The sequence below is a fragment of the Psychrobacter sp. genome (genome assembly GCF_030457785.1).
Taxonomy (GTDB): Bacteria; Pseudomonadota; Gammaproteobacteria; order Pseudomonadales; family Moraxellaceae; genus Psychrobacter.
The window spans coordinates 1-14,883 of the sequence record NZ_JAKDUI010000038.1 but is presented as its reverse complement, the minus strand read 5'-3'; the positions used below and the strand labels follow the sequence as shown (position 1 = coordinate 14,883).

Below are 14,883 nucleotides of genomic sequence, written 5' to 3'. Positions count from 1 at the left end.
TATCCAATCAAGTTTAAAATATAATTATATTATAAACTAAACCATTATACATAAAAAAAAGCCTGTAAGGCTCTTAAAAAGATAGATGGTCGGAGTGATAGGATTCGAACCTACGACCCTCTGGTCCCAAACCAGATGCGCTACCAAACTGCGCCACACTCCGATATTTCTATTATCACGATAGTTTGAACCGTTAACTTGTTGTTGGCGATGCCGGTAACTTGTTAATGTTCCTCGCTATCGAGGTGCATATATTAAGGGGTAACCTTGATTGTGTCAACACTTATTTTTAATTAATTCAAAATAGTTTGCGAAGCCAATCGAAGGTCTGCATCTTTACTGTCTATATTTCTATTAAAAAAAACAGTAATCGAGTCCCTTGTCGATGACGTCTCTCATCGACAGGGCCATTATACTACATTGGACTCTGAAAGCAAGCCACTGCTCGTGAGGCCACTCATTTCGGCATCTATCATCGTGGCGTCACTGGCATATTGCTGACCGTACCGCTCATAACATTAAAAGGTATCAACCATAATTGCGCTGGTGCTTTATCATTCTTGTTGGGCGGACTGTTTTGCAGCAATTTAGTATTCGCAGCTTTATCATCATGATGGGTTTGTTGATTTAGCGCGACCGGTTGCCTACGATCATCTTGTACAGGATACACCAACCACACTTGCCCTGACTGATAAATGTGTCCATAACTGGTCAGCTGGTAGGCGTCACTGGCACTGATAGCGCCAGCATGCGTCAGATGTTTCCATTTGATATCGACAACATGGCTATATCTACCTGAGTCGCATATCAATAAGTCGGGGCGGATAGATAGACAGACCTGCCCTTCCGCATCATTTAACCAGACACTTTGCGCTTGAAACAAAGGCTTATACTCTAAACTCACTCGCTGAAACATCGCTGCTATGCGCAAGCTTGCCCATTGCTCAAAGGCTTGATTCATATCGAGCAATAAACACAGGCGCATCTGGGATGACCGTGGCTTGAGTGATGTCGAAGAGTCAAAACCATGACCGGAAGTCACAGTCGACTGCCGTAACAGCCAATACGCCAAATCTACTAACTGCTGTGCCGATCGTAACTGCCAAACTTGCAGCGGCTGAGTTGCTAGTTGTCGTTTTGCTTGGTGATATACGGACTCTAACCTTGTGGTTTCATAAACGCTCAGAGCAGATATTGATTGCCATGCCTGCAGATACGTAGCGGCGAAGGTTTTAGAGTGGACAGAGCTAAGCAGTAATGGCTTCAATAGTTTTAAAGCACTTTTGATCAATCGGTTACTCAGCATATCATGGTTCATCATGCTGATCTCGCAGACAAACCTATGCGGCTGCATACTGTTGTGGCGCAGCTGCTCTTTGATCAGTAATCGACCTTGTAATGACGTTTGATTATGGACTTGTGTCTGATAGTGCTTGGTTGGTTGGTACTGTGCCAACGCCTGCAAAAACTGCTGAACGAGCCAGTCTGACAAAGGCAATGACTCCATCGGCAGCGGTGTCAACTGGTCACTAAATTGACCGAAGTTTTTGCGATGCGGTAGCTTATGACGGTTCGTCTGGCTGTGGCTACTACTGACCAAATCAGACAGCATGTTTTGTACCCAGTGACGAGTTTGCTGAATGTCACTGTTTTTGGCTGACCTACCAGCGGGTATAGATGAGACATTCTGAGAGTGATGATGTCTGCTTTCATTTTTTGTCATTAGCTTTGGCAGTATTTCAAGCATTTGACCGCTTGGCAGCAGAACAATACCAATATAGTGACCCACTTTTAGTTGCCACTGCCCTTGCCTTCGTTTGATGCTAAATATCGAAAGCTCTTGTGCCAGAAGCCAATGAAAATCTGACGTTTGCACGAAATCATGCGCCATGAGCCGTTGGTGTTCAAACACCGTCATGACGTTCTTATCTAGCGTGTCACCACATGATGGCTTTCTGGATGCCGACATTCTTGTTATAGTCATTAATACAAACGCTGATAGACAGCAGGGCTACTAAATGCACCGGTTCGTGCGACAAGATCAGCGTTCACCTGATAGCTACCTGTATTCATCGACTGACTAAAAAATGAATCATGGCCTGAGAATAACTGGCTTTGCGCGGGTACGTCATTTTGCGTGTCCATCTGATTTGAGTGGTCCATCATCTGCGCTTGGCTATCTTGAATAAACTGAGCATCTATCGGCTGCTGTTCATCTTGAAACAAATACTGTAAAACAGCGACTTGTCCACCAGCGGCCTGCGCCAACTGTGGAATAATCTGCTCAACCAAAACAGTCTGCAATTGCTCTAAACTTTTTACGGACAATAAAAACGCATGACCCAGCTGTGCCTCGGCTCCTAACGTTTGGACAATACGATTGTTTATGCCCATTAATAGTTTGGAGAGATCTATCGTATCTGCAGGACTGCCAGACTCTGAGTGTTGAGTGGCGTCAATAACCGGTAACAACGACGGCTGTGGTGGGCAGCTGATAAAGCGGAATCGGCGACGCAATGCCATATCGAGCGGCGCCAAAGAATGATCTTGAGTATTCATGGTCGCATAAATATCGACATTAGCAGGGACGCTAAACGACCGCCCTGAATACGCCAAATTAACCGCCATCGCGTTCGCCATACCCGCCCGTTTGTCACTCTCAATCAAACTGAGCAACTCGCCAAATACTCTCGACACGTTGGCTCGGTTGATCTCATCGATTAGCATAGCGTAACGCTGTTCAGGGTCACGGGCTGCACGTTGACATAGTTTTAAAAAAGCCCCATCTTGAATGTCATAATGCATGTGAGAAGATCTGTTGTCTGAGTGATTGCCTACGCCATTGGAGGCTGCCATCACAGGGCGAATACCTTCGACAAATTCTTCATAACCATACGCTTGATGAAAGCTCACCATACTAAAGCGCGGTTGGCTAAACCCCCGAGGTTGCCTGTCTTTATTATCTTGATTGTCACATCGAGCTTGCTGAAACTCAGTCAACTGCTGCGATAATTCAGTTAATAAGGTCATGCTCTCTGGTAATAAATACCACGCACCACTCTGGTCTTTATCAAAAAAGGCTTGGCTAGCACGATTGTCGCAGCTAACCGTCTTTGAATCAGCAGGACTGTGCCGACGCAACGCTGACCACGCCGTATTGCTTAAGTTTTTGTCACGATCGTTCTGTGCAGCTTTGGCCACAAAAAATGGATGTTCGACTATCTCGGGTACTTTTACTAGTTCCTGTTGCCTAGTGCGCATCTCTAAAAATATCAGGCACAATACTTCACGCCAGCTGAGGTTTTGTAGCAGCTGCCCGAGTAGGTCTTGATCACCTGCTTTGGGCAGATAGGCCGTATATTGCCTAGCGATTTGTAACAGCTGATAGGTTTTCCCTGTGCCGGCAACGCCCGTATAAATGACATTGATTGGCACAGGATTGTTCGAGTTATCAGACATGGTTTCATCCAGCATTTTAACAAAGTTCAAAACAGTATAGCTCGCCTACTCTTCGTCTATTATTCATTCATTACAAGTCAGAGCCATTACGAGCCCATCATAAGCAGGGCACTCATAAATAGGCGGTCATAAGTAGGAGGATCACCAACGCCATCTTCCATCATTATGACCCGACTGTCCACATCGCTCATCTCTGCATAAACAGCCTTATATTCTAATTTACGTGTTTGTATTGTTTGAAAATGACTATATTGTATTGTTTTATAGGCGCAGCAGTTCATGCTAATAGTAGTACGCAGAACGCGGTTGATGTAACATAATCATAGCAGCTTTTAAGACAGCCATTTTTTGCGCTGTTATCGCGCTGTTGTCGATGAGTTTTTACAACACTTAGCACCACCTTTTACCCATCCCTATGAAGGAATTTTGTATGTCAGGACTATTAAATAAACTCCCTGCCAAGCTGACCAATAAGTTGCCGGCCAAAGTGGCTGACAGCACAAAATCGCCAGCTGACAAATCCAAAAGCACGCTTAAACCCATCAGCAACCAATTTACCAAGCTGCTCTCTGTCACCAAGTATCTGCCTGCCAGTGCACGCTCAAGCATTTTATCCAAAGCTTTTGGTAAAGTGGTGCCCTATGTCGGCACGACCGGTGTCTATTACGAAACCGTTGAGCCAAACCAGGTCGTAGTAAGCTTAAACAATGTCAAAGCGGTACAGAATCATATCGGTTCTATCCATGCCGTTGCCATTACGTTGCTTGCTGAAACAGCGACAGGGTTTATCCTAGGTCTAAACCTACCGTCTGATCGTATACTATTGATTAAGTCCTACTCAGTAAATTTTTATCGCCCGATTAAAAAAGGTCAGATTGCTGCGATTGCTTCTTTATCTGACGAACAACGCATGGATATTCTAAACACGCCAAAAGGCGAAATGGTTATTCCTTGTGTCATTGACGACCGTGAGTCTGATAGCGAACGCGATCCTATCGTCGTCGAAATGACTTGGGCTTGGATACCCAAAGCCGAATTAGAAGCACGCCGCCACGGTAAAGCCAGCGAAAAAACAGCAGAAGCCGAAAGTGAGCAATCTGAAGATGACGCTGAACTTAATGGTATGCCAGTAGAGACTGATAGCGACACTCAAAAAGGCTAGCAGTCGCTGAGAGCGTTGACGTCGAAGTCAGCGTTGATGTTGCAATAAGCCTTGAAGCTGAAACGAGCAATAAAACTGAGAACATCGTTGAAAAGTAACAGTATAAGTTGAAAAATAACAGAATAAAGTGTGTCGCAGCTGTATCGTCGCAACACTTTTTCGACTTTCTACGCATGTTATAACATTAGTTAATTACACCAGTGATGTGTCATCATCATTAGCGGTTTTGGCGCTTTCTTTGGTCACCCGCAACACTTCCTCAAGCGTCGTACGTCCTTCAATCACTTTGCGCAGTCCATCAGCACGGATGGATTGCGTTTGTTGGCGCGCGTAGGATTCTAGCTCATATTCAGGCGTATTGCTATGAATCATACGGCGCAAATCATCATCAATGGGCACGACTTCATATATCGCCGTTCGTCCTCTGAATCCTGATTGATTGCATTTGTCACAGCCAACTGGTTTGGGCAACTTAATAGAACTTCCCACATTTAACGCATCTGATTCTTTTACCAGTCCTGCGTTGGCGTCCGTACCAACCTCAATGCCGATCTCGGTAAACAGCTTGGCTTGTTCGCTATCTGCGATCTCCCACTCGTGACAATGCGAACACAGTGTACGCACTAAGCGCTGCGCCACCACACCGATGAGTGAGGATGACAGCAAGAATGGCTCAACGCCCATGTCTTGCAAGCGTGTAACTGCACCAATGGCAGTGTTGGTGTGCAACGTTGACAGCACCAAATGCCCTGTCAAAGAGGCTTGCACAGCGATTTCCGCCGTCTCTAAGTCACGAATCTCACCGACCATGACCACATCGGGATCTTGTCGCAACATCGCACGCAAGCTTTTAGCAAAAGTCATATCTACTTTGTTATTCACTTGCGTCTGACCGATGCCATCCAACTGAAACTCTATCGGATCTTCGGCAGTCAGGATATTGCGGGTTTGATCATTGAGATCGGTCAATGCCGAATAAAGCGTGGTGGTCTTCCCTGAGCCAGTCGGACCTGTCACTAAGATAATACCGTGCGGACGATGAATTAAACGCTTCAGCTCACTATAGTCATTGTCAGACAGACCCAGATAAGTCATATTTAAACGACCGGCTTGTTTGTCTAACAGGCGCATTACCACGCGCTCACCAAAGCTCGACGGCAGTGTCGATACCCGCACATCGACTTCTCGTCCTGCCAACCTTAAGCTGATACGACCATCTTGTGGAATACGTTTTTCGGCGATATCCAGCTTGGCCATGACTTTGATACGAGATACCAATAATGGCGCCAATTGACGCTTTGGCGTGATAATTTCCTTAAGTTCTCCATCGACCCGAAAACGAACCACCAATCGCTTTTCAAAAGTTTCGATGTGAATATCTGAAGCACTTAGACGTATCGCCTCCGACAACAGCGCATTAATCAGGCGAATAATAGGCGCATCATCCTGCTGATCCATTAAGTCTTCGGTCTCAGGCACGCTATCAGCTAAACTATCCAGATCAGGATGATCCTCAAGCCCTGCAGCAATATGCTGAGACTCACCTGTATTGCCAGCATAAGCAGCGTTCATCCGTTTTTCAAAATCATCAGTGCTGACGCTGTCATAATTTGGCACACCACGTACGCCTTGCTGATGTAAGAAACGCACCGCTTCGTTAATGGCCGATAGCGGTGTTTCTTTGGTCAATACCAAAGTCGCTGGCAGCTCAGGGTCCATCGCAAGTATGACTAAAATCTGATGGCGTTTTGCAAAACTGTACGGCAGTTGCATCATAGAGACGACCTAATAAATAAAAAATAACGTCAACATCAGAGTGAGCGCTCTGATGTTAATATAGAAGCATAACAGATACACGGTTTGTACCTAGGCAAACTAAAAAGACTGCCTGTAAACCTGCATGAGTTTGTTATAATAACATTTTGTATTAAACGAGTATTATTTTATGAGCGCGGCGTATGACCTCGTTGCTCATAGTGTATCCCATTGCTTGAATCGTCTGACTATCAGGCGCTTGCTGAATTTATGACTTTTAGTGTTTGCCAATGCCGTGACGTTTGCCAGTATCACAGTGTTTGAAAGTGCTATGGTCGCATTATCTAGCACGCTCGATCAGCCTTCACTTTGAAGTCAGCGCAATCACTCAATTTTTACATATGCTCGTATTACATCATTAGACTGTATCTTATCTTTTGTCTATTAACCGCCCGTTTGTTATTAGGATTTTTAGTTATGTCAGAGAACGCTAGCAGTGCCACTATCCCAACGCCACTTCTACAAGATACCTTTACTGTAGGTAGTCGTACTTTTTCTTCTCGACTGCTGGTTGGTACGGGCAAATATAAAGATATGACAGAGACTGGCGAGGCCATAGGCGCCTCAGAGGCAGAGATTGTGACCGTCGCTATTCGCCGTACCAATATTGGTCAAAATAGCGATGAGCCAAATCTTCTTGATGTCATTTCTCCTGATAAATATACCATTCTTCCCAACACGGCAGGCTGCTTTGATGCCGAAACAGCTGTTCGCACTTGTAAGCTGGCTCGCGAGCTACTGGGTGGGCATAACCTCGTGAAGCTTGAAGTTTTGGGCGATGAAAAAACCCTTTACCCCAATATTATGGAAACTTTAAAAGCGGCGAAAGTGTTGATTGATGATGGTTTTGAAGTCATGGTATATACCTCAGACGATCCGATTGTCGCTCAAGAGTTAGAAAGCATGGGCTGCGTGGCAATTATGCCGCTCGGTAGCTTGATTGGTTCTGGTCTGGGATTGCTCAACCGCCATACGCTTAGCCTAATCATCGAAAACGCCAACGTTCCGGTATTGGTCGATGCTGGTGTCGGCACTGCCTCTGATGCAGCGGTTGCGATGGAGCTTGGCTGCGATGGTGTGTTGATGAACTCAGCGATTGCTAACGCTCAAAACCCAGTCGTCATGGCACATGCAATGAAGCATGCCATTTGGGCAGGTCGCTCCGCATTTTTGGCAGGTCGTATGCCGATGCGCAAGATGGCCACTGCCAGCTCACCACAGACAGGTTATTTCTTTCAATAGACTGATAGCAAGGTAGTCTGTGGCGCCAATAGTATTTAACAAACAGCATTTAACAATAAGACGTATAGAGCACGTGGCGGATTCCACTATGCGTCCACCTGCTGTCTAGCACGCTCTATACCAATTAAAAACTACAGCCAGCATACAATAAACAAAAGTATCATTGAATACCTGTTAGCTATAGTTTAAAAATATCATCTATCGCCATAAAAGGATTTATTATGCGACTTCTTACAGCCGTCGACCAGTTGTTCTTACTTCTTGAGTCGCGTAAGCAGCCAATGCATGTTGGCGGTTTATTCTTATTTGAACTTCCAGAAAATGCTGAGAGCGATTTTGTCTATCAATTAGTCAAACAAATGCAAGACTCTGATGTACCGCCAAGCTTTCCTTTTAATCAAGTGCTAGAGAATCTCGTTTTTTGGAAAAAAGACAAGAACTTTGATGTTGAGCATCACCTACACCACGTCGCATTACCAAATCCGGGGCGTGTGCGTGAGCTGTTGATGTATGTCTCAAGAGAGCATGGGCGGTTGTTAGACCGAGCCATGCCTTTATGGGAATGCCATGTCATCGAAGGCATCGAACCAGAAGTTGAAGGCGGACCTGAACGTTTTGCTTGGTACTTTAAAATACATCATTCGTTGGTAGATGGTGTTGCCGCCATGCGTTTGGTACAAAAATCACTGTCGCAATCACCAACCGAGCCCGTGACTCTGCCAGTTTGGTCGCTGATGGCGCGCCATCGCACCCAAGTCCATGCCACTCAGCCTGCCAAAAGATCTATCAAGCACATTTTGAAAGAGCAAGTATCCACCATCAAGCCTGTCTTTACAGAGCTGCTAGATAATGCCAAAAACTATGGCGATGATGGTTTTGTTGGCACTTTCGACGCACCGATGACTATTTTGAACAAACGTATCTCGACATCACGGCGTATAGCAGCTCAGTCTTATGATATACAACGTTTTAATATCATCGCTGAAAGACTAAATACCAGTAAGAACGATGTGGTACTCGCAGTCTGTGCAGGGGCTTTACGTCGTTATCTGATTTCGATGGATGCCTTGCCTAGCAAGCCTTTGATTGCTTTTGTACCGATGTCACTGCGTACCGACAACAGTATATCTGGCAACCAGCTATCATTTGTATTGGCCAACTTGGGTACGCATTTGGATGACCCACTGCGTAGAATAGAGCTGATCCATCGCAGTATGAACAACGGCAAGCGTCGCTTTCGCCGCATGAACCAAGCACAAGTCATCAATTACAGTCTGATTTCCTACGCTTGGCAGGGTATCAATTTGGCGGCTGGCTTGTTTCCGAAAAAGCAGGCATTTAACCTGATTATTTCAAACGTTCCTGGCTCTAAAAAACCGTTGTATTGGAATGGCGCAAGGCTACAATCGCTGTACCCTGCTTCTATCGTGTTCAATGGTCAAGCGATGAACATCACATTGGCCAGTTACTTGGATAAGATTGAGTTTGGTATTACCGCTTGCAGCAAAGCCTTGCCACACGTGCAAGACATGATACAGCTAATAGAAGATGAGTTGCAACTGTTGGAAACCACCAGTAAAGAACTTGAATTTCTGGGTATAACGGTTAATGCCAAGGGGTAGAAAAACACAAAAAATCTGGCTCCTTAACAGGACCAGATTTTTGTTTTTACGCTAAAACTGACTGCTAAGCGCAATGACCTTTAAAACGCATCGCCCCAGATCGGTACTACTGTCTGCATCAACGGCTTGAGCAATTTAACGTTACAAGCAAAGATAGATCCCGATTTCATAGAGTTATGCGCACCAGTATGGTCGACTACAACCCCACGTGCTTCGGTGACGATCAGCTCACCCGCCGCAATATCCCAAGGCTTGATAGACATTTCAAAGTAGCCATCAAAGCGACCCGCTGCCACGTAGCACAAATCGAGTGCTGCTGAGCCTAAACGGCGAACTTGACCGCCTGCTTCAGAGACCTTAACCAGACTTTCGAAATGTTCTTTGGCATAAGAGACCACTTCACCGTCACGCTTACGCTCTAGAGGATGACCTGTGGTAAATAAACCACCGTCAATGGTTTTACGTTCGCTGACGCTAATACGGCGTTGGTTTAGACGAGCACCTTTACCACGGCTAGCAGAGAACATCTCATCGCGCACTGGATCGTAGACCACACCGTGTTCGGTGACGCCTTTATACTGTACAGCAATAGAGACACAGAACTGAGGCACCCCATGAACGAAGTTTTTGGTGCCATCTAACGGATCGATAATCCAGCACCAATCGGCATCTTCGCCGCGACCTTCTTGCATACCAAACTCTTCACCTAAAAACGAATGATCTGGGTAGCTGGCTTTTAGCGTCTCAATCGTCAGCTCTTCACTGAAACGATCAATACGTGTAACCAATCCATCAAGCCCTTTCGACTCAATATCTAACTCGATTTTGTGGCGGTTTTGATGCGCATACAAAATCTCTTTACCGACTTTTTCAGCAGCACGCGCTGCGATGACGACCATGGGTTCCATAAACAACCTTTTTACTTGATGAATGAATACTTGATGAATGAATATAAGCCATAACAAGACTAAATCTGTGCCCACAACATGCCATACAGCCGCCGCATCACACTTTATTTACGCGATTTAAAAACGTACTTTTAGAACGTGCCTCTTGAGACACGCTCTGAAAACGACAAACGTATTAGAATCTGTCGAATATTTAACAGACCCCACACTAAAATTGTTCGATATAAAACGACAAAACCATAAGGTTCATCAAGCCAATCTAACATATATTGGTGATGTCACACGCTGCGCAAGTTGTAAAAAAATTAGCACCTGCGGCTAAGCAGGTGGTAGCTCCATCTATCGAGCCTTGCTCTTTTTATCGGGCTTTGTTCTTTCTGTCGAGCTTTATTATTCGCAGACTGACCACGTCAATTTAAAAAATTCACCGTCAAAGAAATTTCAGCTTTATAAGGTCTGTCAACAATGCCACTTATGACAATAACTGTTGAATCTGTGCCACTACGCCTTCGACATTCAAGCCGCAATCTGCCAATTGCTCAGCTTGTGAGCCATGCGCGATAAATCGATCAGGGATACCAATATTGCAAATAGCTGGACGACTGTGTTTAAAGGCAGCTGAATTATTAAGTAGGTATTCATTTACCGCACTGCCCGCACCGCCCATAATCACATGCTCTTCGATAGTCGCAATATGTGTGATGCCTTGCGCCAATAGGCTTTCTAACAGCTCAGTGTCTAGAGGCTTAACCCAGCGCATATTGACCACTTGCACTTGACAACTGTCTTCAGACTCATGCTCCGCTTGATTTAGTGCAATGACCTCTGCCGCTTGCTGAGCCGTCGCGACCATCGTACCAAAAGCTAATAATGCAAGCTTTATCGGTGCTGCATCACTGCCTAATACTGACTCGACAGCAGCCTCGCCGATACGATAGCTTTGTGCGGGCTTTTCGATAGCTGCGCCTGTACCGGCACCGCGTGGATAGCGCACTGCTGTACAGCCTTGGTATTCATAGCAGGTATTGAGCAAATGATAGCACTCGTTTTCATCTTTTGGTGCTGCAACCACCATATTTGGCACACAACGTAAAAAGGCAAAATCAAAGACGCCCGCATGCGTGGCGCCATCTTCGCCCACCAAGCCTGCACGGTCAATGGCAAATAAAACATCAATGTTCTGCAAAGCCACGTCATGAATCAGTTGATCATAGCCACGTTGCAAAAACGTCGAATAGATCGCCACAATAGGTTTGACGCCTTGCGTCGCCATCCCAGCCGCCAGAGTAACTGCATGCTGTTCAGCAATGGCCACATCAAAGAAACGCTCTGGAAATTGACGAGCAAACTCAGTCATCCCCGAGCCTTCTTCCATGGCTGGCGTGATAGCAAGCAGCTTGTTGTCTTCGGCAGCCTTGTCACATAAAAACTGACCAAATACCTGCGAGTATTTCACTGTCGGTTGTGGCTTTTCCGAGGCAGGCGCTTGAGCTTTGCTTGCAAGCTCGACGGGTAACTTACTGATGGAATGATAGCCGACCGGATCGGACTCTGCTGGGGCAAAGCCTTTACCTTTCGTGGTGTAAATATGAACCAAAACTGGACCTGAAACCTGCTTGGCAAGTGACAATACTCGCAGAAGCTCTGGGATATTATGCCCATCAAACGGACCAAAATAAGCGAAGCCAATCGCTTTAAACAAGTTGTCTTCTAATTGCGGCACATCGCGCATTTCTTTATGGCGCTTACGGCGATCAAAGCCTTGCATATCAGGACGCTGGCATAATACTGGCTCTCCAGAATCAGAAATATCAACCTGATATCCCGACTCCCACAGCATCGCTAAATGCTGTGAAAATCCCCCGATAGAACAAGATATCGACATATCGTTGTCATTTAAAATCACCAATAGGTCAGCATCTTGCTGCACCGCGTCATTCATAGCTTCAAACGCCATGCCACCTGTCATCGCACCATCACCAATGATACAAGCGACAGTCTGCTCACGGCCCTGATAACGCAGCGCCAAACTCATACCCAAACCAGCTGAAATAGACGTCGATGAATGCCCGACACCAAAAGTGTCGTAGGCAGACTCTGCACGCTCAGGAAAAGCCGTCAGGCCTGATTTTGACCTAATCGTGCCCAGCTGTTCACGACGCCCAGTCAGCACTTTATGGGCATAGGCTTGATGTCCAACATCCCAAACGATTTGATCTTGAGGCGTATCTAGCAAATAATGCAGCGCAATGGTCAATTCAACCACGCCCAAATTGGCACCAAAGTGCCCGCCACTTTGACCAGCAGAGTACAACAGAAAAAGCCTTAACTCATCCACCAAAGTAATGAGCTGGGCAGTTGTAAACGTATTTAGTTCGGATGGTTCATCGATGGAATCAAGCAACGGCGTGTCCGGACGCACACGTGGAATCACAGCATAAGTCTGCTGTAAAGTCGACAACTGAGCAGCTGGCTTGATGGCTGGCGCAGATACGGACTGAGACTGTGGGGAATGAGGTGACTGCTGCATAAACCTAAGATACCTACCAATCTGCTGACAAAACGTGCTCTAGAATATAAAGATAACCATAATTAAGCGACGTCAATAATATCTACATCATTATTGATGTAACTGACCATATAATTACTCATACAACACCGACGTATATCACTACGTAGCGTCTAATAACAAACACACCGTCACAATTTATTAATAGACAGCGATGCTATGCTAAGGGTGGGTATTATGCCTTATTATTTTGCATCAATACCAAGTGTTCGTGACGACATAGTAATGTAAGGGTAAATACTTGTCACTGTATCCGTCAAAATAGTATGGCATAATAGCATTTTTTTTTAACGGTCGCTTTAATCATCGTGCGTAGACTGTGAACTTTGTGTGTATTTATCATCAACACTATCAGCACGCACGTTAGTGAACCGTCTATACTGCTATCACAGACTCTACTATCGGCTCATGCAGGACTTTAATGTCATATCAATTTATTACTAGCGCCACACTACCAACTCGTCACGGCGAGTTTGATATTCATGTCTTTGAAAACAACGAAGGCCAAGAGCATGTGATGCTGACCGTTGGTCTGTCTGTGGCCGATCACAATGAAACCTCGCCAAAGCAGCAGCCAGCTCCTTTGGTTCGTATTCACTCTGAATGCCTCACTGGCGATGCCTTCAGCTCATTGAAATGCGACTGCGGCCCGCAGCTTAATACAGCCATGCAAGCAATACAAGAAGCAGGCGTTGGTGCTATTTTATACTTGCGCCAAGAAGGCCGAGGTATCGGTCTGACCAATAAAATTCGCGCCTATGCTCTCCAAGATCAAGGCCATGATACGTTGGATGCTAACCTCATGTTAGGCTTACCTGCCGATGCACGTATCTATGATATGTGTGGACCTATGCTCGCTCACGTCGGTGTCGACGCGGTCAGGCTCATCACCAACAACCCAGACAAGGTTGCCTATCTGACAGAGCACGGCATTGATGTCGTAGAACGTGTACCATTGCTGGTGGGCGTGAACGAGCAGAACGCTGAATACCTCGCCACTAAACGAGACCGCATGGGCCACCTGCTAGACAAAGACTTCAATACCGCCATACACCTGAATAAATAGACTTTTATGACGACTTCTAATATAGATAATAAGACAAACCTACCAGATTCGATCACGACGCCAACCGATAACGATATCGCCCGAGTACGTGAGTTCTTAGTTGATTTGCAAGCTCGCATTTGCCAAGCGTTCGAAGCGCAAGAGCGAGACGGCGGCGGTGATGCTAAGTTCGTTCCTGATGATTGGGAGCGCCCTGAAGGCGGCGGTGGTCGCTCGTGCGTACTCGCCGATGGTCAAGTCATTGAAAAAGCCGGCGTGATGTTTAGCCATATCCATGTTCGCAACCTACCAGCTTCTGCGACTGCACGCCATCCCAATATCGCTGGCCGTAAGGCACAGGCGATGGGCGTATCGCTGGTCGTACACCCTAAGAACCCCAATGTCCCTACCAGTCATGCCAATGTGCGTTTGTTCGTCGCCGAAGCAGAAGGTGAAGATCCTATCTGGTGGTTTGGTGGTGGTTTTGATTTGACACCGTTTTATCCCGTCCTAGCTGACTGTGTGCACTGGCATCAGGTCTGCCATGACCTCAGCGCGCCCTTTGGCGACAGCGTCTATCCTGATTTTAAGCAATGGTGTGACGAATACTTTCATTTGCGGCATCGTGATGAGCAGCGTGGCATCGGTGGCTTGTTTTATGACGACGTCAACACTGAAAGCCGCGGCTGGGATTTTGAGACCTGTTTTGATTTTATGAAAGCTGTGGGCAATGGCTATCTTGATGGAATCCTGCCAATTTTTGAACAGCGCAAAGACACCCCTTATACCGACCAGCAGCGCCAGTTTCAACTATACCGCCGTGGGCGTTATGTTGAGTATAACCTCGTCTATGATCGTGGCACTTTATTCGGATTACAAAGCAACGGGCGTATTGAGTCTATCCTCGTTAGCATGCCGCCACTGGCCAGTTGGCACTATCGTTTTGAACCAACTGAGGGCACACCTGAGTTTGAACTAACCAATTTCTACTTAAAACCACGTGATTGGCTATCCCTATAAATCATTTAAATTCAATAATATGACGTATATAAAAACCATCA

10 protein-coding genes and 1 tRNA gene are annotated in these 14,883 nt (G+C 46.0%); 5 read left to right on the top strand and 6 right to left on the bottom strand.

Annotated elements, in window-relative coordinates; genetic code table 11:
- Positions 1 to 86: 86 nt before the first annotated feature.
- The 3 genes from L0J61_RS03475 to L0J61_RS03465 all read right to left on the bottom strand — a co-directional run bounded on the left by L0J61_RS03475 (position 87) and on the right by L0J61_RS03465 (position 3,459).
- Positions 87 to 163 (bottom strand) — tRNA-Pro (locus tag L0J61_RS03475).
- Positions 164 to 472: 309 nt separating this feature from the next.
- Positions 473 to 1,969, bottom strand: coding sequence for an McrC family protein (locus tag L0J61_RS03470; protein WP_301464926.1), 1,497 nt, complete (start codon positions 1,967 to 1,969; stop codon positions 473 to 475).
- 14 nt (positions 1,970 to 1,983) lie between these two features.
- Positions 1,984 to 3,459, bottom strand: a complete 1,476-nt coding sequence (locus L0J61_RS03465) for an McrB family protein (protein WP_301464925.1) — start codon at positions 3,457 to 3,459, stop codon at positions 1,984 to 1,986.
- Positions 3,460 to 3,889: 430 nt separating this feature from the next.
- On the opposite strand from L0J61_RS03465, the gene L0J61_RS03460 reads away from it, so the two are divergent.
- Positions 3,890 to 4,621, top strand: coding sequence for a DUF4442 domain-containing protein (locus L0J61_RS03460; protein WP_301464924.1), 732 nt, complete (start codon positions 3,890 to 3,892; stop codon positions 4,619 to 4,621).
- Between the two features lie 192 nt (positions 4,622 to 4,813).
- Here L0J61_RS03460 and gspE read toward each other — a convergent pair whose 3' ends face one another.
- On the bottom strand, positions 4,814 to 6,397 hold the full coding sequence (gene gspE / locus L0J61_RS03455) for a type II secretion system ATPase GspE (RefSeq protein ID WP_301464923.1): 1,584 nt from the start codon (positions 6,395 to 6,397) through the stop codon (positions 4,814 to 4,816).
- Positions 6,398 to 6,853: 456 nt separating this feature from the next.
- Here gspE and L0J61_RS03450 point away from each other — a divergent pair, with 456 nt between their 5' ends.
- Complete coding sequence (locus tag L0J61_RS03450) at positions 6,854 to 7,678, top strand: thiazole synthase (protein ID WP_301464922.1); 825 nt, start codon at positions 6,854 to 6,856, stop codon at positions 7,676 to 7,678.
- Positions 7,679 to 7,899: 221 nt separating this feature from the next.
- A complete protein-coding gene (locus L0J61_RS03445) occupies positions 7,900 to 9,300 on the top strand; it encodes a wax ester/triacylglycerol synthase family O-acyltransferase (protein ID WP_301464921.1) in 1,401 nt (466 codons plus the stop codon).
- A gap of 80 nt (positions 9,301 to 9,380) precedes the next feature.
- Here L0J61_RS03445 and L0J61_RS03440 read toward each other — a convergent pair whose 3' ends face one another.
- Both L0J61_RS03440 and dxs read right to left on the bottom strand, forming a co-directional pair.
- The gene (locus tag L0J61_RS03440; protein WP_301464920.1) at positions 9,381 to 10,208 is read right to left on the bottom strand and encodes an inositol monophosphatase family protein; all 828 of its coding nucleotides are present in this window, start codon (positions 10,206 to 10,208) and stop codon (positions 9,381 to 9,383) included.
- A gap of 472 nt (positions 10,209 to 10,680) precedes the next feature.
- Complete coding sequence (gene dxs / locus L0J61_RS03435; protein WP_301464919.1) at positions 10,681 to 12,738, bottom strand: 1-deoxy-D-xylulose-5-phosphate synthase; 2,058 nt, start codon at positions 12,736 to 12,738, stop codon at positions 10,681 to 10,683.
- Positions 12,739 to 13,198: 460 nt separating this feature from the next.
- Between dxs and ribA the strand changes: the two genes are divergently transcribed.
- Positions 13,199 to 13,843, top strand: a complete 645-nt coding sequence (gene ribA / locus L0J61_RS03430; RefSeq protein WP_301464918.1) for a GTP cyclohydrolase II — start codon at positions 13,199 to 13,201, stop codon at positions 13,841 to 13,843.
- 51 nt (positions 13,844 to 13,894) lie between these two features.
- On the top strand, positions 13,895 to 14,842 hold the full coding sequence (gene hemF / locus L0J61_RS03425) for an oxygen-dependent coproporphyrinogen oxidase (RefSeq protein WP_301464927.1): 948 nt from the start codon (positions 13,895 to 13,897) through the stop codon (positions 14,840 to 14,842).
- Positions 14,843 to 14,883: the final 41 nt, after the last annotated feature.

Coding starts and splice junctions, on each gene's coding strand:
- L0J61_RS03460 (WP_301464924.1), top strand. CDS start 3,890: ATGTCAGGACTATTAAATAAACTCCCTGCCAAGCTGACCAATAAGTTG.
- L0J61_RS03465 (WP_301464925.1), bottom strand. CDS start 3,459: ATGTCTGATAACTCGAACAATCCTGTGCCAATCAATGTCATTTATACG.
- ribA (WP_301464918.1), top strand. CDS start 13,199: ATGTCATATCAATTTATTACTAGCGCCACACTACCAACTCGTCACGGC.
- dxs (WP_301464919.1), bottom strand. CDS start 12,738: ATGCAGCAGTCACCTCATTCCCCACAGTCTCAGTCCGTATCTGCGCCA.
- L0J61_RS03450 (WP_301464922.1), top strand. CDS start 6,854: ATGTCAGAGAACGCTAGCAGTGCCACTATCCCAACGCCACTTCTACAA.
- L0J61_RS03440 (WP_301464920.1), bottom strand. CDS start 10,208: ATGGAACCCATGGTCGTCATCGCAGCGCGTGCTGCTGAAAAAGTCGGT.
- L0J61_RS03470 (WP_301464926.1), bottom strand. CDS start 1,969: ATGTCGGCATCCAGAAAGCCATCATGTGGTGACACGCTAGATAAGAAC.
- L0J61_RS03445 (WP_301464921.1), top strand. CDS start 7,900: ATGCGACTTCTTACAGCCGTCGACCAGTTGTTCTTACTTCTTGAGTCG.
- gspE (WP_301464923.1), bottom strand. CDS start 6,397: ATGATGCAACTGCCGTACAGTTTTGCAAAACGCCATCAGATTTTAGTC.